Source organism: Megasphaera sp. UBA4382 (genome assembly GCF_002391155.1).
GTDB classification, from domain to species: domain Bacteria; phylum Bacillota; class Negativicutes; order Veillonellales; family Megasphaeraceae; genus Megasphaera; species Megasphaera hexanoica.
In genome coordinates this window covers 1-24840 of record NZ_DGRS01000079.1, presented here as the reverse complement: position 1 = coordinate 24840, position 24840 = coordinate 1, and the positions used below count along the sequence as shown (strand labels likewise).

Here is a 24840-nt window from a genome sequence, read left to right as displayed (position 1 = left end):
TGACGTCGAGCACTTCGCCGACCATTTCCGGGTCCAGGGCGGAGGTGGGCTCGTCAAAAAGCATGACTTCCGGTTCCATGCACAGGGCACGTACGATTGCGATACGCTGCTTCTGGCCCCCGGACAGTTGACTGGGATAAGCGTCCGCACGATCCGCAAGGTTCACGCGTTCCAGAAGGGCCATGGCTTTCTGCTCTGCTTCCTCCTTGCTTTTCTTCAGAAGCCGGATCGGCGCTAGCGTCATATTCCGCAGTACGGTCATATGCGGGAAAAGGTTGAAATGCTGGAATACCATGCCCATGCGGCGGCAGATGGCCCGTACACGGGAAGCCGGTTCGTAGATGGCGCGCTGGCTGCCTTCCGGCGTCTTGACCATGTACTGTCCATCGACGATGATTTCTCCTCGATTGATGGTTTCAAGCTGACAGAGACACCGCAGGAAGGTACTCTTGCCACTGCCGGATGGACCGATGATGGAAATGACTTCACCGCGTTCCATATGCAGCGTCACATCTTTCAGTACTTCCAGATTCCCGAATTGTTTACGGATATGATTCATTTCAATAAAACTCATCGTAGTGCCTCCTATTCATCGTATACGGCAAAGCGTTTTTCCAGATAACTAAATACCTTGGTGAGGATAAACGTAAAGAAGAGATAGAAGACGGCGGCTACGATAAAGGCGGTCGTATCAAAATCGCGCTGTACGATGGACCGGGTAATGCGCAGGATATCATTCATGGCCAGGATATAGACCAGGGACGTATCTTTCAGCAGGTTGATGGTTTCATTCGCCACCGGCGGCAGGACGCGTTTTACGACCTGGGGCAGGATGATGCGGCGCATGGTCTGGACATAGGTCATACCCAGAACTTTAGCCCCTTCATACTGGCCTTTGTCAATAGACTGGATGCCGCCGCGGAAAATTTCAGCGAAATATGCGGCGTAGTTAAAGACGAAGGCGATGATAGCTGCCGGGAAGTCCGCCAGTTTCAGACCGTCGATGATAAAAGGCAGGCCATAATAGATAAAGAGGATCTGCAGCATGAGCGGCGTGCCCCGCATGATATAGATATAGGCTCCCATAAACTTGCTGAGGGGCTTGATTTTTGAAATACGGGCTATAGCCATGACCACCCCGAGAGGCAGGCTGAGCACAATAGTAATGATGAAAATCTTCAGCGTAACCTGCAGCCCCACGGCTACGGCAGGCACGATATGCAATAAATACTCCATAAGGCACTCCCTTACTATGTACCTGTGTCAGGACAAACAAGCGGGCCGCCCAGACACAGGCGGCCCCTCCACCAGATACAGCAACACTATACACTATTTAACGGGAATCGTAATATCTTCCCCGAACCATTTATCGGACAACTTAGTCATTGTACCATTTTCTGTCATCTGTTTCAAGACGTCGTTCAGCTTATCCTGAAGCACTTTGTCGTCCTTGCGCATGCCGACGCCAAACTGTTCATCGCCCATCTTATCATCGATGACTTTGAACTTTCCTTCTTTCTTGGTCATGTAATAGCGGCCGACTACGCTATCGACGAGGACACCGTCAGTCCGGCCGATTTCCAGGTCCATAAAGGCGTTGACGAAATCGCCGTATTTCTTGACTTCCTGAAGAGAATTTTCAAATTCTTTATTCTTATCCAGAGCATCAATAGAACTGCTGCCTTCCTGGGTACCGATAATCTTTCCGGCAAGACCAGCCCGGTCCGTAATCGGGGAATCCGCCCGCACGACGAGAAGCTGAGCGTTTTTCATATACGGCTTGGAAAAAGCTATCTTTTCCGAACGGTCTTTGGTAATAGTCAGGCCATTCCAGAGGAGGTCTACCTGCTTGCTCTGTAAGGCCGCTTCCTTACTGTCCCAGTCAATGGGCTTGAATTCTACTTCCACACCCAGCCGTTTGGCCGCTTCTTTTGCCAGGTCGATATCAAAGCCGACGAGTTCGCCGCTTTCATTGCGGAATCCCATAGGCGGGAAATTATCGTCGAGGCCGATGACGATTTTATCAGGCAGCTTCTGGTCTGCTGCCTTTTTATCCTGTCCGCCGCAACCTGTAATCATGGCTGCCGTCGTGACTGCCAGCGTGCCTGCCAGTATTACTTTTTTTAAGTTCATATTTCATATCCTCCTTATTACATCGAAATATCAATGCCAAACCATTTTTCCGAGATGGCTTTGCTCGTACCGTCATTATGCATGTCTTCCAGCACTTTATCCAGTTTTGCCTTCAGTGCCGTATCGTCCTTGCGCATGCCGACGCCACTGGGGATATCGGGATATCCTACATCGATGATGCGGAAGTTCGCCTTGTTCTTCTGCATAAAATAAGCGGCTGTCGTCTTGGCTACGACGACGGCATCAATACGTCCGACTTCCAGATCCATGAAACTCGTCACATTATCCGAATATTGCTTGAGTTCTTTGAAGGAATCACGCAGCTGTGGTTCCTGATTGATGGCTTCCAGACCAGTACTGCCCTGCTGCGTGCCTACGATTTTGCCTGCCAGGTCCGCTTTTCCCTGGATGGGAGAATCGGCCCGTACGAGGAGAATCTGCGGCCCGTTTTCATACGGCCGGGAAAAGAGGATATTCTTTTCCCGTTCCGGTGTAATAGACAGGCCATTCCAGATGGCATCGATTTTCTTGCTGTTCAATTCCGTTTCTTTGCTGTCCCAGTCTATCGGTTTGAATTCTACTTCAATGCCCAGGCGTTTGGCCGCTTCTTTTGCCATATCGATATCAAAGCCGACGAGTTCCCCGCTTTCATCGTGAAATCCGAAAGGCGGGAAATTGTCATCGAGACCGATGACGATTTTATTTTTTTCTCCTGATGCCCCCTGTTCTGCTTTTTTATCACTGCCACAACCGGTCATAAGACCGGCAGCCAGTACAGCCGTTATGCCTATTGCGGCATATTTCTGCCAATGTCTCATCTGATCGCTCCCCCACATCCTGTTCAAGGACTATAAAGTAAAACATCAATGCCTATATTTTACTTTATTTTATTAAAATAATAAAGTAAAATAGGTATACGGAATTATCATAGTTCAGGTCAGGATAATGCAATAACACATAGTTAAACAGAAACGCCTGTCATCCCTTTTTGTCGTCCTTATCATCCGTTTCCTGTTCTTTTTTAATACGGTCCATGATTTCCTGCTTATATTGCCGGGGAAGGAATTGCAGATGAACGGGCAGTACGGCCAGGCCGCCTTCTTCTGCCGCTCCGAGCTGTATTTCCTTCCAGTTGTCGGAAATTTCAAAAATATCTTCATAGCGGATAAACACCAGATTGCGGTCCGGATGGAGCTGTTCATCAAAAAACTCTTCCAGAGACATAAACTGCCGCCGGACGACCAGCCCCTTTGCCGTGACGTAACAAATGACATCGCGCTGCCGGTCGATACGCCAGAGACAAAAAATCAGGACGGCTATGTTATCCAGCTTGGCTGCCAGTGTCGTTTCTGCCAGCATGAGCCAGAAGAAATAAATGCCGACGCCCGTAAACAGAAGCTGCATAAAGACAGAAAACCATTTGGAATTTTCATATGCTTGTTCCACTGTACCGCAGCCGAAATGCTGCGATATTTCTTCCCTGGTCATGATTCAGCCTCCCATCCCACATCCCCCGACGCCCTTATTATACCATAGCCTGCCATCTCTGGATATGCCAAAGACAGCCACCACTGGTTAACAAACTATTGTGGGATATGATATAATACTGATAGCTCATTAAACACAAAGGGGTTGATATAGTTATGGAATACAAAAATCAGTCCTTACAGATGCAGGTCTACCGTACGATGAAACAGCGGCTTCTCGATCAGACCTACGTCAATGGCCAGATGCTCAGCGAACGCACGCTGGCCGCGGAACTTCAAATCAGCCGCACGCCTGTCCGCCGGGCTGCACTGCAGCTGCAGAAAGAAGGCTGGATCCAGTATATTCCCAAGCGGGGTATCCTGGTCAAGGGGCTCAGTATGCAGGATCTGAAAAACATCTTCCAGATCCGGACAGCCCTGGAAATTCTTGCCGTACGGCTGGCCTGCGAACATATCTCTGCCGACCATCTGGAAGTCCTGCGCCAGACGGTGCAGCAGCAGCTGTTTAAGTATAAACAGACTCAGGCGGCACCGGATTATCAGGAATTCATCCGTTCCGATACGGAGTTCCACAACACGATCATCGTCGCCAGCGGCAATCTGATGTTGCGCCGTCTCGTTGAAGAAATGCGGGATAAAATCAAACGGACCGGCATTAATTCTTTATACAGCCGCCGCAGCCGCTGTGCCGAAGCAGCGGAAGAGCACTGGCGGATTGTCCATGCCCTGGAAAACAAAGACACACACGAAGCCTGCCAGGCCATGGACAGCCATCTGGGCATTTGCTATATAACGGCTCATGACTATATTCTCCGCCACACGCCGGCACTGGCTGCCGATACACTTCCCACAGAGTCCCTGTCCGTAGAAGGGATGATCCTGCCGCCGGAACTGGAAGAACCGGTATCAGAAGCAGTCCATGAACACTGATTTCATAAAAGACGCCGCCCGCAGGCTCGGCCTTACCTGTACCGGCATCGCCAGTGCCCATCTGCCCGTTCCGGAAACAGAGCAGCCCGTCTGTCCGCTGGCATCGGGAAAGGGAATGGAGCGCTATGACCTGACGTCTCTGTTACCGGATTGCAAGGCCGCCGTCGTCATTCTGTTTCCCTATTACAACAGAGAGACAGAAAAGACGAATCTTTCGCTCTACTGTCAGCTCGAAGATTATCATCTCATCGTCCCGGCCTATCTGGAAAAGCTGTCTGCTATCCTGACCTCGTATGGCGGTACACAGCGCTGCATTGCTGACACATCCCCTCTCACAGAACGGCTGCTGGCCGTAGAGGCCGGTCTGGGATTTGTAGGTGACAATCAATGTCTCATCCATCCCGTGTATGGATCGTACTGCTTTATCGGTGCCATTCTGACAACACTGCCTCTCACACCGGACGCTCCTATGGACAGGGAATGTCTCCATTGCGGTGCCTGCCAGCGCATATGCCCTGGCGGCTGCCTGTCGGAGGGAACATATGACTATCATCTCTGCAAATCCTATCTTACCCAGAAGAAGGAACCCCTTACCGATAGGGAAATGGAGGTTATAGCCAGGACACCGCTCATCTTCGGCTGTGATGAATGTCAGCGGGTCTGTCCCCATAATAAGGGTGTTCCCATAACTCCCATAGTGGAATTCCGTCAAAACCGCCTTACGATGCTGCGGAAAGAAGATATAGAATCACTTACGAACCGCCAGTTCCGCACAACTTACGGGAACCGGCCTTTTTCCTGGCGGGGGAAAAAGATTCTCCTGCGCAATCTCGATATCGTACATGCCAAAACGGGGCTGTAGCAACATGGAAAGAACCGTGTTGTTACAGCCCCGTCTGGGTATATGGGTAAAAGCAAAATATCTTTTATTCGTGAGTCGGATCCAGATTCAGGAACAGCGTATATTCGCCACGGAAGTAGAGTTTAACCGTATCCGTCGGGCCATTGCGGTGTTTGGCCACGATGACTTCCGTAATATGCTGATTCTCTGTTTCCTTATCGTAATAATCTTCCCGGTAGAGAAAGGCAACAATATCCGCATCCTGTTCCAACGCCCCCGATTCGCGGAGGTCACTGAGCATGGGCCGCTTGTCCTGGCGGCTTTCTACACTGCGGCTGAGCTGGGAAAGGGCGATAAGAGGTACTTTCAGCTCTCTCGCCAACGCTTTTAGTGAGCGGGAAATTTCTGAAATTTCCTGCTGGCGGCTTTCTGAATTCCGTCCCTGCATGAGCTGCAGATAATCGACGATAATCAAATCCAGACCGTGTTCCGATTTCAGCCGCCGCGCCTTGGAGCGCATTTCCGATACGGAAATCCCCGGCGTGTCATCGATATAAATCGGCGCCTGATATAATTTGTCACACGCATCGGTAAGCTGGGCCCAGTCCTTATCCGTATTGAGCTGGCCTGTCCGGAGCTTCTGGGAATCGATATGGGAAATCTGGCACAGCAGCCGCTGCACCAGCTGTTCCTTGCTCATTTCCAGAGAGAAAAAAGCGACCGTCTTATGCTGACGCACACCGACATTCTGGGCAATATTCAGCGTAAAGGCCGTCTTGCCCATACTCGGCCGGGCTGCAATAAGAATCAGGTCTGATGGCTGCAAGCCCGACGTCAGCTTATCAAGGTCCCGGAATCCCGTAGGCAGCCCCGTCAGGCCGGCTTTATTTTCATAAAGCTTGGAAATCTTATCCAGCGTGTCTTCGACGACTTTTCCGACAGGATCAAAGTCGCCGCTTTTTTTATTTTCAGCGAGGTGGAATATTTTTCGTTCCGCATCGTCTATGAGTTCGTCTGCTTCTTTTTCTCCATCGTAGGCTTCTGTCGTCAGATCCGTACATGTCGTGATGAGATCACGGGTCATTGCCTTGTCTTTGACGATATTGGCATGATATTCAATATTGGCTGCCGTCGCCACCAGATTGGGCAGACTGAGGACGTATTCCAGACCGCCTGCTGCATCCAGTTTTTTCATACGGCGCAGCTCTTCCGGTAAGGTAATCAGATCGATTTCCTTATTTTCACGGTGCAGGTTTTCCATAGCCTCAAAAATGGTCCGGTGTATTTCCCGGTAAAAATCATGGGGCTGCAAGACTTCCATAGCCGTGATGACAGCATTATGGTCGAGCATCATGGCGCCGAGTACGGCCTGTTCTGCTTCGACATTCTGCGGCGGAATCCGTTGTTCCATACTATTCTCCCCTATTTTACAAGCATGATATCGAGGACTTCCTCAATGGTGCGGGTACTATAAATCTGAAGATTCAGATGATGCTCCGGTATATCCCGCTGATTTTCTTCGGGAATCACTATGCCTTTCATGCCAGCCTGGCGAGCTCCGTATGCTTTTTCAAACACACCGCCGACGGGCTTGACAAGTCCCTGTATCGAAATTTCGCCAGTCATGGCAATGTCCTGTCGGACCGCTTTCCCCGTAACTGCCGAAATCAGTGCCGTCGTGATGGCACAACCCGCCGAGGGGCCATCGATGTTGCCACCTCCAACGAAGTTGACATTGACATCGTAATCAGACAATTCCTTACCGGTTATGCGGCGTACGACAGCGGCGGCATTGAACATGGAATCCTTGGCCATGGAGCCGGCCGTATCATTGAAGCGGAAATACCCTTTTCCCGGCGTACGGGCCGGATAGGCAACGGCTTCAATTTCGATGGCGGAACCGAGAAAACCGGCTACGCCCAGTCCAAAGACTTTGCCCACAGCCGGAAGGGATGACGCTTTTTCGGTCACATACGGGACGAGACGGCTGATCTGGGCCACCCTCTCTACCAGCTCTTTCGTCAGTACGACATGATCATTGCTGCCGGAGCGGAAGACAGCCAGACCGTACGTATCGGCCAGGATATTGACGGCTTTCCGCCCTTCAATAGTAAAGGTACTAATCAGTTCGGCTACACCGTCCTCCATGGTAACACCCAGGGACTGTGCCGCATTGGTGACGATCTGCTGGATATCAGCCGGCACGAGGGGCTCGAAATATATTTCGGCGCACCGGGACCGGATAGCCGGATTAATTTCTGACGGATCCCTCGTCGTCGCACCGATGAGCACGAAATCAGCAGGCGCTCCTTCGGCAAATAATTTGCGGATATACGCCGGAATATGAGGATCCGTTTCATCATAATACGCTGATTCAAAGCGGACCCGCTTGTCTTCCAGTACTTTCAGGAGTTTATTGAGCAGCATGGGATCCATTTCACCAATTTCATCGATGAACAGAATGCCGCCGTGGGCTTCCGTCACCAGTCCCGGTTTTGGTTCGGGAATCCCCGTTTCAGCCAGGTCATGACGGGCACCCTGATAGATGGGATCGTGGACCGATCCGATGAGCGGATTGGTCATATCGCGGGCATCCCAGCGCAGTGTCGCCCCGTCCGTTTCGACAAAGGGCGCATCTGGTCCAAAGGGCGTAAAAGGCAGCTTTTTTGCCTCATTCAGGACAATTCTGGCTGCCGTCGTTTTTCCCACGCCGGGAGGCCCGTACAGGAGCAAGTGCTGGGGATACACCGATGCCAGCTTGCTTTCCATCGCTTCGACAGCCCGGTCCTGACCTACAATGGCTGAAAGCGTTTTAGGCCGGACGCGCTGCATGACCGATTCTGTCAGATGAATGGAATCAAGATGCTGCAGATCGTCCAGCTTTTTTTTCGTCTGCGGTGTTTCCACATCGTGGAGTTCCTCCTTGATGAGCTCCATTTTGATTTCCTGTACGTACTCCTGCTGCTTTTCTTCCATGCGCTGGCTGATTTTCTTTTCCAGCCGTTCTTCCACGGCCTGACGGGCCAGCATTTCTGCCAGCACATTCTCCAGCTCGTTCAGGACATCGATAACTTCGTCATCAGAAGGCACCTTATCATATGACGCATCTTCATAGACCAGCCGCTGCAGCCCGACGATACGACGGCGGGGGTCTTCCGAATGAACGTACGCCAAAGCCGAATATTTGCTGGCCCGGAGAACCATCTTTTCCGGACCGATCAGGCCGGTAAAGGCACCGTACAGGACATTCACCTGACGGCGCAGTTCTTCTTCCGCAGTCGGTTCCAGATACTTATGACGCTGCAGCAGCTTATCCAGTAATTCTTTCATAGGCTGACCTCAGGAATTATTCTTCTACGACATGAATTTTAATTTCACTGGAAATAGTAGGATGGACATGAATCACGACATCGTACGTTCCCAAAGCTTTAATCGGATTCTTGATTTCTACTTTCTTCTTGTCTAAATCGATATTATATTGCGCTTTAGCGGCTTCGCTGATTGTTTTCCCCGTAATAGCGCCAAAAATCTTTCCACCTTCTCCGACGCGGACAGGAATCGTCAGTTCTACCTTTTTCAGCTGGCTGGCAAGGATAAGGGCTTCATCAGAAGCGACCTGTGCCTTGTGGACAGCGGCAGCCTTTTTCTGTTTGGCATCGTTGATATTGCCGGATGTTCCCGGTGCAGCCAATTTGCGGGGCAGCAGGAAATTGCGGCCATAGCCTTCGGATACTTCTATGATATCGCCTTTTTTACCTAATTTTTTTACATCCTGTAATAATACTACTTTCATACTGTATCTCTCCCTTTATCGAGTACTTCATGGATGGCATCCATGACTTCATCTTGTGCTTCTATGAGCGTGCGCCCTTTGAGCTGTACGCCGGCGACCGTGCGGTGGCCGCCGCCGCCAATGGCTTCCATAATGAGCTGCACATTGATATCACCCTTGGAACGGGCACTGACACCTATGATATTATCGGGTAATTCATAAAATGTAAAGGCTGCTTCTACATCAGTAATATTGACCAGCATATCGGCTACCTGGGCGGATATGATCTGAGCGTTGGGAACCTCTTTGGGACAGCTCGTCATGGCGATACCATCAGCAATGCGCGCTTCCGACAGCAGCCGTGCCTTAAGTTTGACCGAATCAAAATCAGAACTGAACAATTCGCGGACAATATCCGGATCTGCGCCACAGCGGCGCAGATAGGCAGCCGCGTCAAAGGTGCGCACACCCGTCTGGACAGAAAAATTCTTCGTATCGACGACGATGCCCGCATAGAGGGCGGTCGCTTCGATTTTCTGCAGTTCCGGGTCTTCGTCAAAATATTGCAGTAATTCTGTCACCAGTTCGCTCGTCGAGGAACTGGACGGTTCCGTATACACGAGCAGTGGTTTTTTGATGAAATCACTGCTGCGGCGATGATGATCGATGACGACACGCCGTTCCGTCTTATCGAGAAGCTGCGGTGCCACGGTCATATCCGGCCGGTGCGTATCGACGATGAACAGCAGGGTCTGGTCATTGCAGGCCACTTCGGCCATATCGGCCGTGATGAGCAGGTCCTTAAACTCCGGCACGTCGCGGATTTCCTTTTCAATCCGGCTGATGGCTTCCGTCTGGCGGCTGATGACGATATGAACAGGTTTGCCCCCGATTTTTGCCATGCGTGCTACGCCGATAGCGGCGCCGATGCTGTCATAATCTTCCCGTTCATGGCCCATGATGAGCACCAGATCAGAGGTTTCAATGAGTTCTCTGATAGCCTGAGATACGACTCTGGCACGGACGCGGGTATTTTTTTCTACAGACCGGGTCTTTCCGCCATAAAAATGCGCGGTCCCATCTTCTTCATAGACGACGACCTGATCGCCGCCACGCCCCAGGGCCAGGTCGAGTCCGGAATGAGCCTTGTCCGCCAGTTCGTTAAAATTGGCCTTTCCTTGTGTAACAATATCTTCAGAAAACGCGGCTATCCCCATGCTGACCGTAACGGGTATGCGGTTGACCGTATGGATAGAACGGATTTGTTCCAAGAAGGAGAAATTATCTTCCTTCAGCGTATTCAGCGCTTCCCGGCTCAGGCAGGCTATATAATTGTCATTGCCATAAGAACGGACAAACGCATTGTGTGCTGTCAGCGCATCAATCAGACAATTGTTGACGTTGGTCCAGAGCGTCGCCTGCTGTACGGCCGTCATGCCTTTACCAACTTCTTCCATATTATCGATGGCGATATCACAAAAGACAGGCATTGCAGCCAGACAATTCATTTTCTGCTGTTCCGTTTCCGTGATATCTTCAAAATACAATATGAGATAGTTGTCTTCTTCCGATCCCTCTGTCTGCAGATACTTATAGACTACGCGATAATAGCGCTTGCCAATATGTTCAAAAAAGTAACCGAATTTCCCCCAGAATTTGTCGATATTGAGGTTCGGCATAATATAATCCAGCCGCTGATCGTCTTCGATATCACCGACCCAGTCTCGGAATACGCTGTTAGCCCAGCACAGGCTCGATTCCATATCGACAATGGCGATGCCAATAGGCAGATTCTGGACGGCATAGGTCGATGCCTGGTCTACACTCTGGGAAATCGCATCGAAAAGCTGGCTGATTTCCCTGTTCCGTTCCGTATTGGTCTTATGCGTCAGAACATAGACGCCGCCGATGACAATGCCGGCAAGGAGCGCAATAATCCAGTTGTAAAAGGCAACGATCAGGAGCAGTACCAGCACGACGCCGATAAAGGTCTCTTCATTGCGGTTGGTTAATAATTTTTTAAACATACTCCCGCCTCCTGCGGTTACATGGCTTCCCGTTTTTTGCGGTAATTGAGCAGCATATCCGCGAGTCCGAAAATAAACGCCACAATCTGGAATATGGGGACAAAGAGTACGAGGATGACTATCATAGCCTGCGATCCCGATTTTAACACAAGCCGGTGTTGCAGCAGGTACAGAATAAAAGCCAGTCCTTCAATACAGATAAAAAATGAGGCCAGCTGATCGGCATTGACGGCCAGTATATTCAGCCAGTCAATGTGCCGGGACGTCCCCCAGTATTTCATGACCATAGCCAGTATATATAAGTATACCATAGCCCGTGGAATTTCCCAAAGCCGGATAGGGGGAAAGGGCAGAATATTATAGCCTTTGCGTGCCAGGACCGGCTGGGTAATGCGGATCTGCAGGTAGACCGTCATGAGAATTCCCATGCAGACCTGAAGTGGTATCATGACGGGAATGGTCTTCTTCAGCATTTCGACTTCCTGATGGACGGCTACTACCTGGGCCGAAGCGGGATTGCTCTGTATATAATACGCTACGGCTTCATCGGCTGCCTGGTTCACAATCTGCTGAAGCATATCGTATAATGGTACCTTTCCGATGACAGTCACACCGAGACAGGCGAGCAGGGCAAGGGCGATGATGCCGCCTGCCACAAATCCGAAGATGCGCAGTGGGGCGATACGGCGGCTATACCCGGTTCCTACAGCAAAGGCCATGACAGCCGGGATGCCCCACTGCAGCGCCGCCAGCACAGGAGAGGCCATAAAAGCCAGGACCAGCACAGGACCGGCCGCCAGTAGCAATGCCACTGGAAGTCCATACTGGACACACAGGACCGGCAAGTAAAATATAAGAATCAAAGCTCCGATAAAGGGCAGTCCCGGCACCAGCGGGGCCAGCAGCGCCATGATCAGCAGCAAAGCAGCAAAGAAGACGCCTGCTGTCCAGTAACCGGCACGTGTCTGCTCCATAGAGTTCCACTCCTTCCAGATAAAAGGGCTATCAAAACTGACAGCGGAGGCATAAACCTCCGCTGCCTGCTGTATGCAATTTAGGCTATACTTCCATGATGATAGGCAGAATCATAGGACGCCGCCGTGTTTTTTCATAGAGATAGCGGCTCAGCGTATCCCGGACCTGCGACTTAATGACAGCCCATTCGCGGATATTACCGGCTTCGCAGCGTTCCAGTACAGCTGCTACTTTTTCGTGGGCTTCACGCATGAGTTCTTCTGAATCCCGGACATAGACAAATCCACGGGATACGATATCCGGGCCTGCCAGAGCATGACTCGTGCCCTTTGCCAGGGTCATGACGACGATGACAACACCTTCCATAGCCAGCTGCTGCCGGTCCCGGATGACGATATTACCTACATCGCCGACGCCGAGGCCATCGACAAAGACGCGCCCGGCATTGACATGGCCCGTCTTATGGCCGGAACGGTTGGAGAATTCGAAAATCTGCCCGTTATCGCCGATGAGGACGTGATCTTTCGCCACTCCCATCTGTACGGCCAGTTCCCCGTGTTTCCGCAGCATGCGGTATTCACCATGGACAGGGATGAAGTATTTCGGCTTGATCAGGCTGAGCATGATCTTCAATTCTTCCTGACTAGCATGGCCGGAAACATGCATTCTTTTATCCCGACCGGCAATGACCGTAGCGCCCAGCTTCATCAGGTTATCGATAGTCCGGCCCACACCGGTTTCATTGCCTGGGATCGGCGTTGCCGAGATAATAACCGTATCACCGGGCATGATGCTGACGCTGCGGTGATTATTAGATGCCATACGGGACAGGCCGGCCATAGGTTCGCCCTGGCTGCCCGTCGTCAGGATAAGCACCTGATCGGCTGGATAGCGGTTCAGTTCATCCGGTTCGATGAGCACGCCGTCCGGTACTTCCAGGTAGCCCAGATCAATGGCAATCTGCACGTTATTGACCATGCTGCGCCCGAGGACAGTAACTTTCCGTTTGAACAGTACGGCTGTATTGATAGCCTGCTGGATACGGGAAATGTTGGATGCAAATGTCGCCAGGATAATCCGGCCTTTCGCTTCGCCGAAGGCTTTGCGGAAGGCGACACTGACGGTTGTTTCCGACTCCGTATACCCCGGCCGTTCCGCATTGGTACTGTCTGACATGAGAAGCAGTACGCCGCGGCGGCCCAGGTCGGCAAATTTGTGGATATCCATAGGCAGTCCGTCTACCGGTGTCAGGTCCATCTTGAAGTCACCCGTATGGACAATGGTACCTACAGGCGTACGGAAGTAGAGAGCGCTCGCATCGGGGATGGAATGATTCGTATGAATGAACCCCACCTTCATACAGCCGATCTGCACTTCATCTCCATGATGCACTTCGTTTAACTGATAATTTGTAATATGATTTTCTTTTAACTTTCCTTCAATGAGACCGCAGACGAGTTTCGTCGCGTATACAGGCGCATTCACTTCATTCAGCAGATAGGATAAGCTGCCGATGTGGTCTTCATGACCATGCGTAATGACAATAGCCCGTACTTTATCTTTGTTTTCAATCAAGTAACTCATGTCGGGGATGACCAGGTCGATACCGAACATGTCATCGTCAGGAAATGCCAGCCCGGCATCGATGACAACAATATCATCGCCGTACTGGATAACGGTCATGTTCTTACCGATTTCACCCAGGCCTCCCAGAGGAATTACAAGAAGTTTTTCCTTCTTAGCCAATTTCTTACCTCCTATACATATTTGGGTTCGTGCTGTATCCGCTCAAACTACTTACTATTATTTTCTTTTATTTTGGGCTATCTGTCAATAACTATCGATTTTCTTTGACAAGAATTTTTCAAAATAACGATAAAAATATACACTATATGCCTGGCAAAAAGCATATATTATTTCTGGTCGCCGACCTGAAGCACGAGAATATTGCCATCTTTATCTTGTACCGCTTTTTTCTTAACTGATTCTGGTACAGTGAGATCAATCCCCTGAGGCAGCAGAGACCAGTCACAGTCAAAAGATACCGTACTATTCATGGCAAACTGTTTGGCCATAGCCAGTTCCGCTTTCTTGTCCGGTGCATAATCTGCTGCCTTATCGGCTATAGCCGATGTGACAGACCGCATCTGTGCCGTCAGCGGTACCGAGACATGGGTAATCCGGTGGGAACGGGGGTCAATGGTCAGCTGGGCCGATACATCGCCACTGTCCTTCAGAGCCAGAAGGACGGATTTCAACAGTTCCCGGTCCTCCGCTTTCGTAAGTCCCTGTTTTTCCCATTCCTTTTCGTCGCCATCTTTATAAATGCGGGACATATCATAGACGACATTATACCGGTCACCGCCGAGGGCCGTCACCGATTTAACGCCATTCAGGACATCTTTGTGCTGTTCATGACGAATGATTTCTGCCATAGAACGGCCGTCTTTCAGAGGTATAGATGCTTTCTTCCATACTGTTTTGGACGACTTATTTTTATTCCGTTCTGTCTGGGGATAATAAATGACCAGTCTGGCCCCGTCCTGTTCCATGTAACCGGAAACTTTTTCACTATCCCCGCCCTGGCTGCTTGTCGCCCACGTGTCGAAACGGGCTTTTGCTTCTGGTTCCAGCTGGATAAACGCCTGCTGATGGCCCGTAACGGTACCAACAAAGGGCATGACAATCTTCACCTGGGTCGTATACGTCCCTTCCGGATGGGTACTCATCGTATTCACTGCATCCATATAGGTCTGCTGCGGTGTCGCCGCAAAGGCCGCTCCGCCGATGGTACAAATTGCCGCCGCTGCCAGGGCAGCCTTTTTCAGTTTTTTTGTAAACATAGTATCACCTCACACCGGGGCTATTGCAGGCCCGCCTTTTTATATAATTCATAGAAGTGATGGATCGGTCCGTGCCCCTTGCCAATCGGTTCGGCATGGGCAATCCCTTCATACACATACTGCTTGGCTTCCGCCACGGCATCGGTAAGGCTCATGCCATTAGCCAGGTCTGAAGCAATGGCGCTTGACAACGAACAGCCTGTACCGTGGGTACTCGTACTGTCTACGCGTTTGCCCTTGAAGTAATGGAGTTCCTGACCGTCAAATAAAATGTCCGTAGCATCTTCCACGCGGTGCCCGCCTTTGACCAGGACGGCCCTGGCACCCATGGCACTGATAGCTTTAGCCGCATCTTCCATGTCGGACAGGTTTTCTATCGTCTTTCCCGTCAGCACTTCTGCTTCAGGAATGTTTGGCGTAAGGACATCGGCCAGTGGAAGCAGGACTTCTTTCAGCGTCTGTTCCGCTTCGGGGACGAGCAGCCGGTGTCCGCTGGTAGCTACCATGACCGGGTCAATGACGACGAAGCGCGGCTGATACTGCCGGAGTTTATCGGCAATGACGCGAATCGTTTCCGGCACACTTACCATGCCTATTTTGACGGCATCTACGTCGATATCTTCAAAGACAGCATCAATCTGGTCGGCAATGAGATCCGGCGTTACATCCATATATCCGCGTACGCCCTGTGTATTTTGCGAAACAACAGCCGTAATAACATTGAGGGCAAAACAGCCGTGGGCACAAAAGGTCTTGCAGTCCGCTGCCGCACCGGCACCACCGGACGGATCTGTACCGGCAATCGATAACACATGTTTCATATATAAAACCTCCCAAGAGTCAAAATCACATTACTGGGCAGCCTGTCCCAGGAACAGGCGCGCGCCAGCCGGGTGCAGATATAAAAGCAATTTTCCCTTTCCGAAGTTCCCATCATAGGGATCATACGAAACCAGGGCCATACTGGCCGTCTTGAATCCTGCAGGAGAACCGGTCCAGGCTTCGGTCCACCGGTCCAGATACGGCTGATGTCCGACAATCAGCAGTGTATCCATTTCCGGCAAGGCCTTCAGCTCCTCATACAGGCCGGAAAGGTCGCCATCGCCTATGTAGCAATCCGTGCGGATGGCGGCCGGCTGCAGGGACTGGCTCATGATATCTGCCGTCTGACAGGCCCGGATAAGCGGGCTCGTCCAGATGCGGGTCGTACCACCGGGCCACCATTTCCGGGCCAATGCCGCCATATCACGGACATCCTGTATACCCCGGCTGGTCAGAACGCGTCCGCTGTCATCCTGCCCGTCCCTGTATGGTTCCGCTTTACCGTGACGCATCAAACAAATATACATATAAATCCTTCTCTCTCAGCTACGGCTCATTCCGCCACATGCTCCAGCCCTACTTTCAGCAGGGTATATACGTGTTCATCGGCAAGGGAGTAATAAACCGTTTTTCCCTGACGCCGGAACTGGACAAGCGCCGCATCCCGGAGGACACGCAACTGGTGGGATACGGCCGATTGTTCCATGACCAGTTTGTCCGCCAGATCACTGACACAACACTCTCCTCCCATCAGTGCCTGCAGGATGCGCAGGCGCGTCGGGTCACCAAGGACCTTGAAAACACCTGCCAGCGGCACGATATATTCCTGTGGCACCGGAGCCTGCTGTGATGTTTCCTTTTCTGCCACTATTTCTCTCCCCTATTCCGTCTGGCATATGACTGCCACATATTATTGAATATCTTATTATATCATATGCGCATGATTTCTACAGCCTTTTTGTAGAAAAGTATTCTAAAAAATTTATAATATGTCTGAATATATCTGATTGCCGTGTTTCTATGACCGGGCCAGTTCGTCATATACCGCCCGGGTAAAATACGAAAGCCCATAAAACAGACGGGGTTCATCGGATACGCCATCCGCCATGAGGCATAAAATGAACGGTCCGGACGGAGCATAAATGAGTCCACAGTCATGGTATATGCCATCCAGTTCCCCCGTCTTGTGATCCACCCGTACCGTATGAGGCAGCTGGGCCGGTAGGATGCAGTTATCTTCCTGATGGCTCAGGATATCCAGCATGCGCTGATCCCGGGCGGCATCGACGGCATGTCCTCGTGAAAGGAGCGAAAAAAAGCGCCCCATATCGGACACGGTCGTCATATTTTCCCGGCCATCCCGGCTGGCGATAAAGTCCATCATCTTGCGCTGCAGGATAGTGTGAGTCATTCCCAGACGCCGGATTTCCTCGTTGACCGCATCCATTCCCAGGCGGTCGATGAGAACGTTGGTACACGTATTGTCGCTTTCGACAATCATATGAAAAATCAGCTCGGAAATCGTGGCCAGTGTCCCGCCCCGTTTATAATAGGATCCGCCTTCTACGGGACTGGTAATCCGCAGCTTTTCCGAAAAAGATACCGTCCCTTCCTTTTCCTTGCGGAACAATGTACTCATGATGGGTAATTTTATCAGACTGGCCGACGGCAGGACCCGTTCATGATAGACAACGGGAGTCCCCTGCTCCAATGGGCGGCAATAGATGGACAAGTCCGTGCCGGCCGGAAGATATGGCGTCAGATGTTCTTCAATCCATTGACTATTCATGGTATTCTTTTCCCTCCCGTTTTTCCTTTTCCTGACAATCCCGGCACAGCCCGTATAATTCCAACCGGTGCCCTACCAGTTCAAATCCTGTTTCTGCTGCAACCTGTTTTTCAAAAGCCGAAAGAGGACAGGCCGAAATATCTACTTTTTTATGACACCGGATGCAGATGAGGTGATGAATATGACCGGGTACGCGCAAAAAATACCCGTAGCGGCGCACTTCCGGCAGGAAATCTTTTTCCACCAGTTTTTTTTCTTCAAATAAATCGAGTACGCGGTATACTGTAGAAACATTGACCGATGCCCCTCCGGCCAGGAGCTTCTGATAAATTTCTTCCGCCGTCACCAGTCCTTGCTGCTGCAGGAGCACTTCCAGTACCCAGCGCCGGGGCCGCGTATTTTTCATGCCATATTTATGGAGACACAAATCATATTTTTGCAATTCTGCCATCCTGTTACACCCCTTCCGGCCGTTTTTCCAATACCGTCCGCAGCTGTCTGCCAGCAATGACCAGAAGCAGCAGCAATACGGAAGTAATAGCCGTCACGCCACCTGGTGCCGCATCAATCCAATACGAAACAAACAGTCCGGATAAAATATCGATAAAGCTGAATACGACAGACCACTGCAGTGTACGGCGGAACCCCTGCTGCAGCTGGAGCGCCGTTGCTACCGGCAGAGCAATGAGTGAACTGATGACCAGGATACCGACGATGCGGATAGAAACAGAAATCGTCGCGGCTACGAGAATGGCAAAAATGTAATTAATAGCCCGGCAGCGGATGCCCGCGATGCGGGCCCCGTCTTCATCAAAGGTAATCATGACCAGCTGGGGATACAGCCAGAGAATCGTAGTGAGGGAAATGATACTGAGGATGACCACAGACCATACATCCGCTTGCGATACGGTAAGGATACTGCCAAACAGGAAGGACTCTACATTCGTATGGACCAGTCCGGCACTGATGATGGTAATGGCAATGCCGACGGAAAGTGACAGCACGATAATCAGCACGAGTTCGGCGTAGCGGCGGAACATGTTGCGCAGCACTTCGATGAGAACGCCAAAAAAGCTGGTCAGGCAAAACGCGCTGATAATAGGATTGACATCGATGAGGAGTCCCACGGCAACCCCTGCCAGCGATGCATGGGCCAGGGTATCTCCAATCATAGAGTAGCGGCGCAGGACGAGGAACATGCCTATCATGGGACAGACGACAGATATGAGAAGAGCTACGATAAAGGCATTCTGCATAAAGGTGTATTCAAACATAGGATTCACTCCCTGTATTTTCAGAAACATATTCGCGGATATACTCATCAGGCGAGCAGAGATGACCGCTGCCACCGGCTACGTGGTACATATATTGGGAATTGCGCATAGCCGCCCGCAGATTATGTTCCACTGTGACGATGGTGATGCCATGCTCTGTATTGAGCTGTTTCAGGAACGGATATAATTCTGCCTGGGACTTGACATCAATTCCCGTAGACGGCTCGTCCAGTATGAGAAGGTCCGGATGGGCCATGAGAGCCCGGGCAATGAATACTTTCTGGCACTGCCCGCCTGACAGGTTTCCGATGAGTGATTCCCCGTAGGCATCCATTTTCATGAGCCCCAGATAATGGCTGACCGCTTCTTTATCCTTTATGCCGAGGACTTTACGGTATGTATTCATCACTTCACGCACCGTAATGGGAAATTGGCGGTTCAGCGTTTCAAACCGCTGGGGCACGTAGCTGGTCCGCTTGAAATCATTGACCAGTGTGCCCCTGGATGGCTTTAACAGCCCGAGAAGCAATTTTATGAAGGTACTTTTTCCAGATCCGTTTTCTCCTACAATAGAGATATAATCCCCATTGTGGATAGTCAGATTCAAATCGCGCAGCAAATAGGGTGTCCCCGTTTCATATGCGTAATAGACATGAGATATGGTAATCATAAGGCAGTCTCCTCTGTATATTGACAAGTAGTGTAATATATTATATCCTAATCCTAACCGCAAGTGCAAGTGATTTGCATTTATATATCTTTTTCATTTATAAGATAGGAAGCTGCCTGTATGAAACGTCTTTTCTATATATTCACCATCCTGTTGCTTCTCCTGCTCGGCGGATGTGCCCCGGAAAACCAAAAAACACCTCCTCCAGAAGCGGGAAAACTCCCGGTCGTCGTTTCCTTCCACGCTATGGGAGAACTGGCCCATGCCATCGGCGGAGACAAGGTCGATATCCACATGATCATACCGGAAGGGGAAGAACCGCATGACTTCCAGCCTAAATCATCCGATTTGACGGCCTTATCCCAGGCCCGTATCTTTATCATCAACGGCTGTGGGCTGGAAACCTGGGCTGATAAAGCGGTAGAAGCAGCGGGAAATGAACAGCTTGCCGTTGTCACGGCATCAGACGGAGCCGATATCCACTATGTAGAAATGAAGCAGATTCTGCCCGGCCGGAAGCCGGAAAAACAGGCCGATCCTCATGTCTGGCTGAGTCTGAAAAATGCCAAGATAGAAGCGCGCAACATACGCGATGCTTTCGCCGCAGCTGACCCGGACCATGCAGACTATTATACCCAGCGGTATATGGAATTTGTCCAGAAAACAGATGCGCTGTACGCCCGGTACCAGCTGAAATTTAATACGGCCCCATCCCGGACTTTCGTCACCGGTCATGCAGCCTTTGCATATCTGGCCCGGGACTTCGGCCTCCGCCAGCTCAGTCTGACTAATGTCTTTGCCTCGGGAGAACCCAGTGCCCGTCATATGACAGAATTGGCTGATGCCTGCAAAGCCGCCCATGTCCAGACCATTTTCGTAGAAAACATGGAAAGCCCCAAAATAGCGGAAACCCTGGCCCAGGAAACGGGAGCCAGACTGGAATCGATAGATACGCTGGAAGAAGGAGACGAGGACGAAACGTACCTTTCTGTCATGAAAGACAATCTGGAAAAAATATACACATCCCTCCAGGAATCGTAATTAAATAAAAAGAAAGGGGGCCGCAACATGAGCATTCCCGTTCATGTTGCGGCCCCCTCTCTTTTATCTATTGATAGTAATATTATCGTTTATGAGAAGCGCGCCATATGTGCTGGGCTTCCGCCGCACGGATCAGAGATTCGCGGAAATCGGGATGGGCAATGGCAATGAGAGCTTCTGCCCGCTGCCACGTCGTCCTGCCTTCCAGTTCTGCTATCCCGTATTCCGTTACGATACACGGAGCTATGGCCCGTACCGTCGTAACGATATCGCCATGTGAGAAAAACGGCTGTATGCGTGAATGTACGATACCCTGCCGGTCTGTATACGTCGAAGGCATAGTCAGAAAGGCCTGCCCATGAGGAGACCAGAAGGCACCGCTAATAAAATCGACCTGTCCCCCCGAGCCGCTGATATGCCGGAGGCCAGCCGATTCCGAGCAAACCTGTCCATATAAATCGACGGCCAGGCAGCCATTGATAGAAACGAACTGGTTCAGCTGACGGATCTGATCCACGTGATTGACATATTCAATAGGGGCTGATAGTAATGCCCGGTTGTGATCGACGAAATCGTACAGTTCCGTGCTGCCGGCACAAGTACCATACACGCCTTTGCCCGGCAGGAGTTCTTTTCTGCGATTCGTTATCTTCCCTGCCTCATACAGTTTCAGGCAGCCATCACTGAGATATTCCGTATGCATGCCCAGATCTTTCAGATCCGAATCGGCAATGAGCATCCCCAGGGCATTGGGAATACCGCCGACACCGATCTGCAGCGTCATACCGTCTTTCAGATAGGGGAGCAGCCAGGCCGCAATTTTCTTATCGATTTCCTGTACGGGTGGATTGGGTGCCGTAAGCACCGGTGCATCACTTTCCACGATAGCATCGATATCGGAAATATGAATAAAATCTCCTCCCAGGCCGTACGCTTCCGGCAGGTTGGGGTTAACTTCGACGATGATGCGGTCTGCTGCATCGAGAGCGCCCTGAGTGGCCGACGGATTGCAGGCAAAACTGAAGTTCCCATGACGGTCCATAGGAGAAACGGTCATCATGACAACATCGACCGGTGCCATTCCCCGGCGGTAATATTCTGCCAGATGACTGTACTGAATCGGGGCGAAATAAGCCCGGCCTTCATTGACATCCCTGCGGTCTATCTGGCTGCTATGCCAGGTATGATACGTAAAAGATACGCTATGGGGATCTTTTTCCAATATCTGCGGCCGTTTCAGGCAGAACATGCAGCGGATCTTCACATCGGCCAATTCCCCTGTCCGTTCTGCCAGGGCCTCATCGAGAAGCTGGGGAAAGGTAATACCCTGGGTGTAATCGACCCAGTCCCCGTCGCGGATCAGCTGCACTGCCTGCTGAGGTGTACAGCGTTTGCTCATGTATTCACTCTGGTAATCCATCAGCTCATCTCCCATCTGACTGACACCGTTTCTGCCTGACAATCCCTATTATCGTTCCTTGATGGCCTTGACGATGCGTTTCATCCCTTCGGCTATGATAGAGCGCGGCATGGCCAGATTGAGGCGGATATAGCCCTTGGCGTTATCGACAAAGAGCGCATCTCCTCCTTCCAGCAGTACGCCGGCTTTATTGGCCATAAAGTCAGGAATATCTTCCACATCGCCGAGATACGGATTCATGTTGACCCATGCCAGATAGGTTGCCTGTGGAATCTGGAAGGTGATATCCGGGAGTTCTCTGTCCAGAGTGTCCTTCACAAACTGGAAATTCCCGTCCAGATACGTCTTGAGCTGGTCCAGCCATTCACTCCCGTGTTCGTAAGCTGCCTGATGGGCGGCGATAGAAAGGGGATTTACGTTCATAGCATAGGCATTGGTCGTACCGATATAGAGATCGCGCAGCCCTTTATCGCGGATGATGATTTCGGCAAACATCATACCTGCCATATTGAAGCACTTGGAAGCTGACGTGCAAGTAATCAGTTTTTGATAATCCGGCATAATTTTAGCCATAGGAATGTGATGGACACCCTGCCGGAGTATATCACAATGGATTTCATCACTGATGATCCAGAGATTATATTTTTCTACAATAGCTGCTACTTTCCGCAGTTCTTCTTCCGTCCAGACGCGTCCCGTCGGATTCTGGGGATTACACCAGATGAGAAGCTTGGCCAGCGGGTTGGCTGCATCCCGTTCGAGGGAATCAAAGTCGATGGACCAGTTGCCTTCGTCATCGCATTTCATCTTATTATGAATAGCGTGTTTGTGCCGTTCATCGACAGGGTGTTGAAAATATCCGTATGCCGGCGTATTGATGATGGCATAATCATGGTCGCCCAGGAGCAGATCTACCAGCGTATACAAAGCCGGTATGATTCCCAGGGAAAAGCAGATTTCTTCTTTCGGATAGGTCCAGCCGTACATCTTTTCACTCCAGGCATTGTAAGCCTGGAAAAATTCCGGTTCAAACACCTGGCTGTATCCGATAATGCGCTTGTCGGCCCGGTCTTTGATTGCCTGGATAATAGCCGGGCACATGGCAAATTCCATATCGGCTACCCACATGCGGACAAATTCATCGTCCTTGAACGGAAAGGTCTTTTTCCCTTCAAAATCATGGAAAATGTAGCCACGGAACCCATCCGTATTGAGTGCATTCGTATGTCTCCTATCGACGATTTCATCAAAATTATACTTCATGTATCCCACTCTCCCTTGCTAAAAAATATACCATAAGACGCCTTGCTATAATTACTATATCAAGAAATGCATCCCCCGGCAAATATTTTATACTATACCGGCATGCCACATATTTACCAATTTTCTACAAATATGTGATTATTCAGAATTATAATTATTATAGGTAAGAGCGCTCTGTTTATGCTTATACTATATCAGTTCCGATGTCCACTGGCAAAAGCCCCTATGTTTCGTTTAAAGACATAAACATAGTCATTATGTTTCTTTAAGCGAAACATAAGAGCCAATCATCTTCCAATTTCATCAGAAGACATGTTTTTTCAATTGTTTTTTTTATTTTGAATATTTTAAAGAAACAAAAAAACGTGTACAATGACATCAGAGGTGATTTCATGTCTCTGGTAACAGAAAATACGGGTAAGGCAATCCGTACATTCCGGAAAAAGAATAAGCTGACCGTCCAGGAACTGGCGGATCGTATCTGTAAGAGCAAAGCAACAGTTTCCAAATATGAAAGCGGTAAAATTTCTTTGGATTTGGATACCCTGTTCGATATTGCACAGGTATTACAGGTCCGCCTCGAGCAGTTATTATACATGCCACCGGAAAATGTCCCAACAGAAACTGTAACCGTTCCCAATTTCTTCAAAAATCTGAATCACATGTACATATATATGTATGATGGCCGTAATAACCATCTGAACCGCACGATTATCGATGTATTTCCGGAAAATCAGCATATATTTCCAGCCATCATGTACATGAATATAAAGAATTATGATGAATATCAGAATTGTGAAAACACTTATACAGGAACAATATCCCATTACGACGCCCTGACCACTATGGAATTCCAGAATCAGGATACCTATATAGAAAAATATATTATCCGTGTCCTCGCGTCGTTTTTAGATGCTCCCACCAAATGGGCCATGGGATTCGGCGTTTCTTCCCGACCATTAATGCCCGTCGCTACCAAAATGCTTATTTCAAAAAAAATTCTCCCGGAAACAGACGACCTCATCAAATCTCTGATGATTTCCAAAGAGGATATCCGCCGCATGAAGCAATACAACATGCTATCTTTCGTATAAGTAAAAAAACTGGCTTATGGAACAAAATACTCCATAAACCAGTTTTTTTAGGCTTATTCTGTTATGCATTGTAATTTTCCATCAGTCTGCGGAAGAAATTACGAGATCCCGGAAGTGCGGCAGCAGGAATCCGTTCGTTGACACCGTGCATGGGCCCCCACGTATCGTCCTGTTCATAGCCACTGAAAAGGAAGATGTGTTTAGCAATGTCCTTATAATAGCGGGAGTCTGTCGCAAACAGCATCAGTTCCGGCATGACGATGACATCGTCGCCGTATACATCGTGGATAGTCTGTTCGACCAGACGGAATTCTTCACTGTCCGGGGTGTCTTCGTTGACCGGGTCGATGCCGGATACGCGGCGGACCTGGATGCCTCCGGTGAGGTACTGCCGGATATACGCCAGGATTTCATCCCCCGTTTCCCCGGGAAGGACGCGGGCACTGATGGTAGCGCTTA

At 50.2% G+C, this 24840-nt stretch carries 26 protein-coding genes; 4 read left to right on the top strand and 22 right to left on the bottom strand.

Annotation, left to right across the window (positions count from 1 at the left end; all coding sequences use genetic code 11):
* The 5 genes from B4H10_RS09395 to B4H10_RS09375 all read right to left on the bottom strand — a co-directional run.
* On the bottom strand, window positions 1-574 hold a 574-nt coding region (locus B4H10_RS09395), incomplete at its 3' end, for an amino acid ABC transporter ATP-binding protein (RefSeq protein WP_292018718.1).
* An 11-nt stretch (window positions 575-585) separates the two neighbouring features.
* Window positions 586-1236 carry an amino acid ABC transporter permease gene (locus B4H10_RS09390; protein WP_059077008.1) on the bottom strand — a complete coding sequence of 217 codons (651 nt, stop codon included), beginning with the start codon at window positions 1234-1236 and terminating at the stop codon, window positions 586-588.
* A gap of 93 nt (window positions 1237-1329) precedes the next feature.
* Window positions 1330-2133, bottom strand: a complete 804-nt coding sequence (locus tag B4H10_RS09385) for an amino acid ABC transporter substrate-binding protein (RefSeq protein ID WP_292018717.1) — start codon at window positions 2131-2133, stop codon at window positions 1330-1332.
* 17 nt (window positions 2134-2150) lie between these two features.
* A complete protein-coding gene (locus tag B4H10_RS09380; RefSeq protein WP_292018716.1) occupies window positions 2151-2951 on the bottom strand; it encodes an amino acid ABC transporter substrate-binding protein in 801 nt (266 codons plus the stop codon).
* Window positions 2952-3111: 160 nt separating this feature from the next.
* Window positions 3112-3621: a hypothetical protein gene (locus B4H10_RS09375; RefSeq protein ID WP_059077011.1), complete on the bottom strand. Its 510-nt coding sequence runs from the start codon at window positions 3619-3621 to the stop codon at window positions 3112-3114.
* A gap of 155 nt (window positions 3622-3776) precedes the next feature.
* Between B4H10_RS09375 and B4H10_RS09370 the strand changes: the two genes are divergently transcribed.
* On the top strand, window positions 3777-4550 hold the full coding sequence (locus B4H10_RS09370) for a GntR family transcriptional regulator (RefSeq protein ID WP_070807769.1): 774 nt from the start codon (window positions 3777-3779) through the stop codon (window positions 4548-4550).
* Window positions 4540-5412, top strand: coding sequence for an epoxyqueuosine reductase (locus B4H10_RS09365; protein WP_075581878.1), 873 nt, complete (start codon window positions 4540-4542; stop codon window positions 5410-5412). Before B4H10_RS09370 ends, B4H10_RS09365 begins: the two co-directional genes overlap by 11 nt.
* Before the next feature lie 64 nt (window positions 5413-5476).
* Here B4H10_RS09365 and dnaB read toward each other — a convergent pair whose 3' ends face one another.
* The 14 genes from dnaB to B4H10_RS09295 all read right to left on the bottom strand — a co-directional run bounded on the left by dnaB (window position 5477) and on the right by B4H10_RS09295 (window position 19563).
* Window positions 5477-6802, bottom strand: coding sequence for a replicative DNA helicase (gene dnaB / locus B4H10_RS09360; protein ID WP_075581877.1), 1326 nt, complete (start codon window positions 6800-6802; stop codon window positions 5477-5479).
* An 11-nt stretch (window positions 6803-6813) separates the two neighbouring features.
* Entirely contained in the window at window positions 6814-8721 is a 1908-nt protein-coding gene (gene lonC, locus B4H10_RS09355) for a Lon family ATP-dependent protease (protein WP_170086982.1), read from the bottom strand.
* A gap of 16 nt (window positions 8722-8737) precedes the next feature.
* Entirely contained in the window at window positions 8738-9184 is a 447-nt protein-coding gene (gene rplI / locus B4H10_RS09350; protein ID WP_059077015.1) for a 50S ribosomal protein L9, read from the bottom strand.
* The gene (locus B4H10_RS09345; protein ID WP_059077016.1) at window positions 9181-11190 is read right to left on the bottom strand and encodes a DHH family phosphoesterase; all 2010 of its coding nucleotides are present in this window, start codon (window positions 11188-11190) and stop codon (window positions 9181-9183) included. Before B4H10_RS09345 ends, rplI begins: the two co-directional genes overlap by 4 nt.
* Window positions 11191-11207: 17 nt before the next feature.
* On the bottom strand, window positions 11208-12164 hold the full coding sequence (locus B4H10_RS09340) for a DUF2232 domain-containing protein (RefSeq protein ID WP_059077017.1): 957 nt from the start codon (window positions 12162-12164) through the stop codon (window positions 11208-11210).
* An 85-nt stretch (window positions 12165-12249) separates the two neighbouring features.
* On the bottom strand, window positions 12250-13911 hold the full coding sequence (locus B4H10_RS09335) for a ribonuclease J (protein WP_059077018.1): 1662 nt from the start codon (window positions 13909-13911) through the stop codon (window positions 12250-12252).
* A gap of 167 nt (window positions 13912-14078) precedes the next feature.
* Window positions 14079-15008 carry a hypothetical protein gene (locus tag B4H10_RS09330; RefSeq protein WP_292018715.1) on the bottom strand — a complete coding sequence of 310 codons (930 nt, stop codon included), beginning with the start codon at window positions 15006-15008 and terminating at the stop codon, window positions 14079-14081.
* A 20-nt stretch (window positions 15009-15028) separates the two neighbouring features.
* The gene (gene thiD, locus B4H10_RS09325; RefSeq protein ID WP_059077020.1) at window positions 15029-15829 is read right to left on the bottom strand and encodes a bifunctional hydroxymethylpyrimidine kinase/phosphomethylpyrimidine kinase; all 801 of its coding nucleotides are present in this window, start codon (window positions 15827-15829) and stop codon (window positions 15029-15031) included.
* Window positions 15830-15859: 30 nt separating this feature from the next.
* Window positions 15860-16357 carry a SixA phosphatase family protein gene (locus B4H10_RS09320; protein ID WP_059077021.1) on the bottom strand — a complete coding sequence of 166 codons (498 nt, stop codon included), beginning with the start codon at window positions 16355-16357 and terminating at the stop codon, window positions 15860-15862.
* A gap of 26 nt (window positions 16358-16383) precedes the next feature.
* Window positions 16384-16698 carry an ArsR/SmtB family transcription factor gene (locus B4H10_RS09315; protein ID WP_059077022.1) on the bottom strand — a complete coding sequence of 105 codons (315 nt, stop codon included), beginning with the start codon at window positions 16696-16698 and terminating at the stop codon, window positions 16384-16386.
* A gap of 150 nt (window positions 16699-16848) precedes the next feature.
* A complete protein-coding gene (locus tag B4H10_RS09310; protein WP_059077023.1) occupies window positions 16849-17619 on the bottom strand; it encodes a serine hydrolase in 771 nt (256 codons plus the stop codon).
* Complete coding sequence (locus B4H10_RS09305; protein ID WP_059077024.1) at window positions 17612-18070, bottom strand: Fur family transcriptional regulator; 459 nt, start codon at window positions 18068-18070, stop codon at window positions 17612-17614. Before B4H10_RS09305 ends, B4H10_RS09310 begins: the two co-directional genes overlap by 8 nt.
* A gap of 4 nt (window positions 18071-18074) precedes the next feature.
* The gene (locus B4H10_RS09300; RefSeq protein WP_170086983.1) at window positions 18075-18893 is read right to left on the bottom strand and encodes a metal ABC transporter permease; all 819 of its coding nucleotides are present in this window, start codon (window positions 18891-18893) and stop codon (window positions 18075-18077) included.
* Complete coding sequence (locus tag B4H10_RS09295; protein ID WP_059077026.1) at window positions 18886-19563, bottom strand: metal ABC transporter ATP-binding protein; 678 nt, start codon at window positions 19561-19563, stop codon at window positions 18886-18888. Before B4H10_RS09295 ends, B4H10_RS09300 begins: the two co-directional genes overlap by 8 nt.
* Before the next feature lie 120 nt (window positions 19564-19683).
* On the opposite strand from B4H10_RS09295, the gene B4H10_RS09290 reads away from it, so the two are divergent.
* Window positions 19684-20604: a metal ABC transporter solute-binding protein, Zn/Mn family gene (locus B4H10_RS09290; protein ID WP_292018714.1), complete on the top strand. Its 921-nt coding sequence runs from the start codon at window positions 19684-19686 to the stop codon at window positions 20602-20604.
* Window positions 20605-20686: 82 nt separating this feature from the next.
* On the opposite strand, the gene B4H10_RS09285 is transcribed toward B4H10_RS09290, so the two are convergent.
* Together B4H10_RS09285 and B4H10_RS09280 are read right to left on the bottom strand one after the other, a co-directional pair.
* Entirely contained in the window at window positions 20687-22024 is a 1338-nt protein-coding gene (locus B4H10_RS09285; RefSeq protein WP_292018713.1) for an acetyl-CoA hydrolase/transferase family protein, read from the bottom strand.
* Between the two features lie 48 nt (window positions 22025-22072).
* The gene (locus tag B4H10_RS09280; RefSeq protein ID WP_075581871.1) at window positions 22073-23287 is read right to left on the bottom strand and encodes a MalY/PatB family protein; all 1215 of its coding nucleotides are present in this window, start codon (window positions 23285-23287) and stop codon (window positions 22073-22075) included.
* Window positions 23288-23679: 392 nt separating this feature from the next.
* On the opposite strand from B4H10_RS09280, the gene B4H10_RS09275 reads away from it, so the two are divergent.
* Window positions 23680-24381 (top strand): helix-turn-helix domain-containing protein, encoded by a 702-nt coding sequence (locus tag B4H10_RS09275; protein ID WP_113855341.1) that lies wholly within the window; start codon window positions 23680-23682, stop codon window positions 24379-24381.
* Between the two features lie 61 nt (window positions 24382-24442).
* Here the strand turns inward: B4H10_RS09275 and B4H10_RS09270 are convergent.
* Window positions 24443-24840 (bottom strand): M20/M25/M40 family metallo-hydrolase (locus B4H10_RS09270; protein WP_292018712.1); only part of this gene is annotated, 398 nt, incomplete at its 5' end.

Excerpts from the sequence above, each read along its gene's own strand:
- dnaB (WP_075581877.1), bottom strand. The coding sequence starts at position 6,802 with ATGGAACAACGGATTCCGCCGCAGAATGTCGAAGCAGAACAGGCCGTA.
- B4H10_RS09380 (WP_292018716.1), bottom strand. The coding sequence starts at position 2,951 with ATGAGACATTGGCAGAAATATGCCGCAATAGGCATAACGGCTGTACTG.
- B4H10_RS09305 (WP_059077024.1), bottom strand. The coding sequence starts at position 18,070 with ATGGCAGAATTGCAAAAATATGATTTGTGTCTCCATAAATATGGCATG.
- rplI (WP_059077015.1), bottom strand. The coding sequence starts at position 9,184 with ATGAAAGTAGTATTATTACAGGATGTAAAAAAATTAGGTAAAAAAGGC.
- B4H10_RS09290 (WP_292018714.1), top strand. The coding sequence starts at position 19,684 with ATGAAACGTCTTTTCTATATATTCACCATCCTGTTGCTTCTCCTGCTC.
- lonC (WP_170086982.1), bottom strand. The coding sequence starts at position 8,721 with ATGAAAGAATTACTGGATAAGCTGCTGCAGCGTCATAAGTATCTGGAA.
- B4H10_RS09345 (WP_059077016.1), bottom strand. The coding sequence starts at position 11,190 with ATGTTTAAAAAATTATTAACCAACCGCAATGAAGAGACCTTTATCGGC.
- B4H10_RS09285 (WP_292018713.1), bottom strand. The coding sequence starts at position 22,024 with ATGGATTACCAGAGTGAATACATGAGCAAACGCTGTACACCTCAGCAG.
- B4H10_RS09370 (WP_070807769.1), top strand. The coding sequence starts at position 3,777 with ATGGAATACAAAAATCAGTCCTTACAGATGCAGGTCTACCGTACGATG.
- B4H10_RS09390 (WP_059077008.1), bottom strand. The coding sequence starts at position 1,236 with ATGGAGTATTTATTGCATATCGTGCCTGCCGTAGCCGTGGGGCTGCAG.
- B4H10_RS09295 (WP_059077026.1), bottom strand. The coding sequence starts at position 19,563 with ATGATTACCATATCTCATGTCTATTACGCATATGAAACGGGGACACCC.
- B4H10_RS09385 (WP_292018717.1), bottom strand. The coding sequence starts at position 2,133 with ATGAACTTAAAAAAAGTAATACTGGCAGGCACGCTGGCAGTCACGACG.
- B4H10_RS09330 (WP_292018715.1), bottom strand. The coding sequence starts at position 15,008 with ATGTTTACAAAAAAACTGAAAAAGGCTGCCCTGGCAGCGGCGGCAATT.
- B4H10_RS09300 (WP_170086983.1), bottom strand. The coding sequence starts at position 18,893 with ATGTTTGAATACACCTTTATGCAGAATGCCTTTATCGTAGCTCTTCTC.
- B4H10_RS09320 (WP_059077021.1), bottom strand. The coding sequence starts at position 16,357 with ATGTATATTTGTTTGATGCGTCACGGTAAAGCGGAACCATACAGGGAC.
- B4H10_RS09280 (WP_075581871.1), bottom strand. The coding sequence starts at position 23,287 with ATGAAGTATAATTTTGATGAAATCGTCGATAGGAGACATACGAATGCA.
- B4H10_RS09275 (WP_113855341.1), top strand. The coding sequence starts at position 23,680 with ATGTCTCTGGTAACAGAAAATACGGGTAAGGCAATCCGTACATTCCGG.
- B4H10_RS09340 (WP_059077017.1), bottom strand. The coding sequence starts at position 12,164 with ATGGAGCAGACACGTGCCGGTTACTGGACAGCAGGCGTCTTCTTTGCT.
- B4H10_RS09365 (WP_075581878.1), top strand. The coding sequence starts at position 4,540 with ATGAACACTGATTTCATAAAAGACGCCGCCCGCAGGCTCGGCCTTACC.
- B4H10_RS09375 (WP_059077011.1), bottom strand. The coding sequence starts at position 3,621 with ATGACCAGGGAAGAAATATCGCAGCATTTCGGCTGCGGTACAGTGGAA.
- B4H10_RS09310 (WP_059077023.1), bottom strand. The coding sequence starts at position 17,619 with ATGAATAGTCAATGGATTGAAGAACATCTGACGCCATATCTTCCGGCC.
- thiD (WP_059077020.1), bottom strand. The coding sequence starts at position 15,829 with ATGAAACATGTGTTATCGATTGCCGGTACAGATCCGTCCGGTGGTGCC.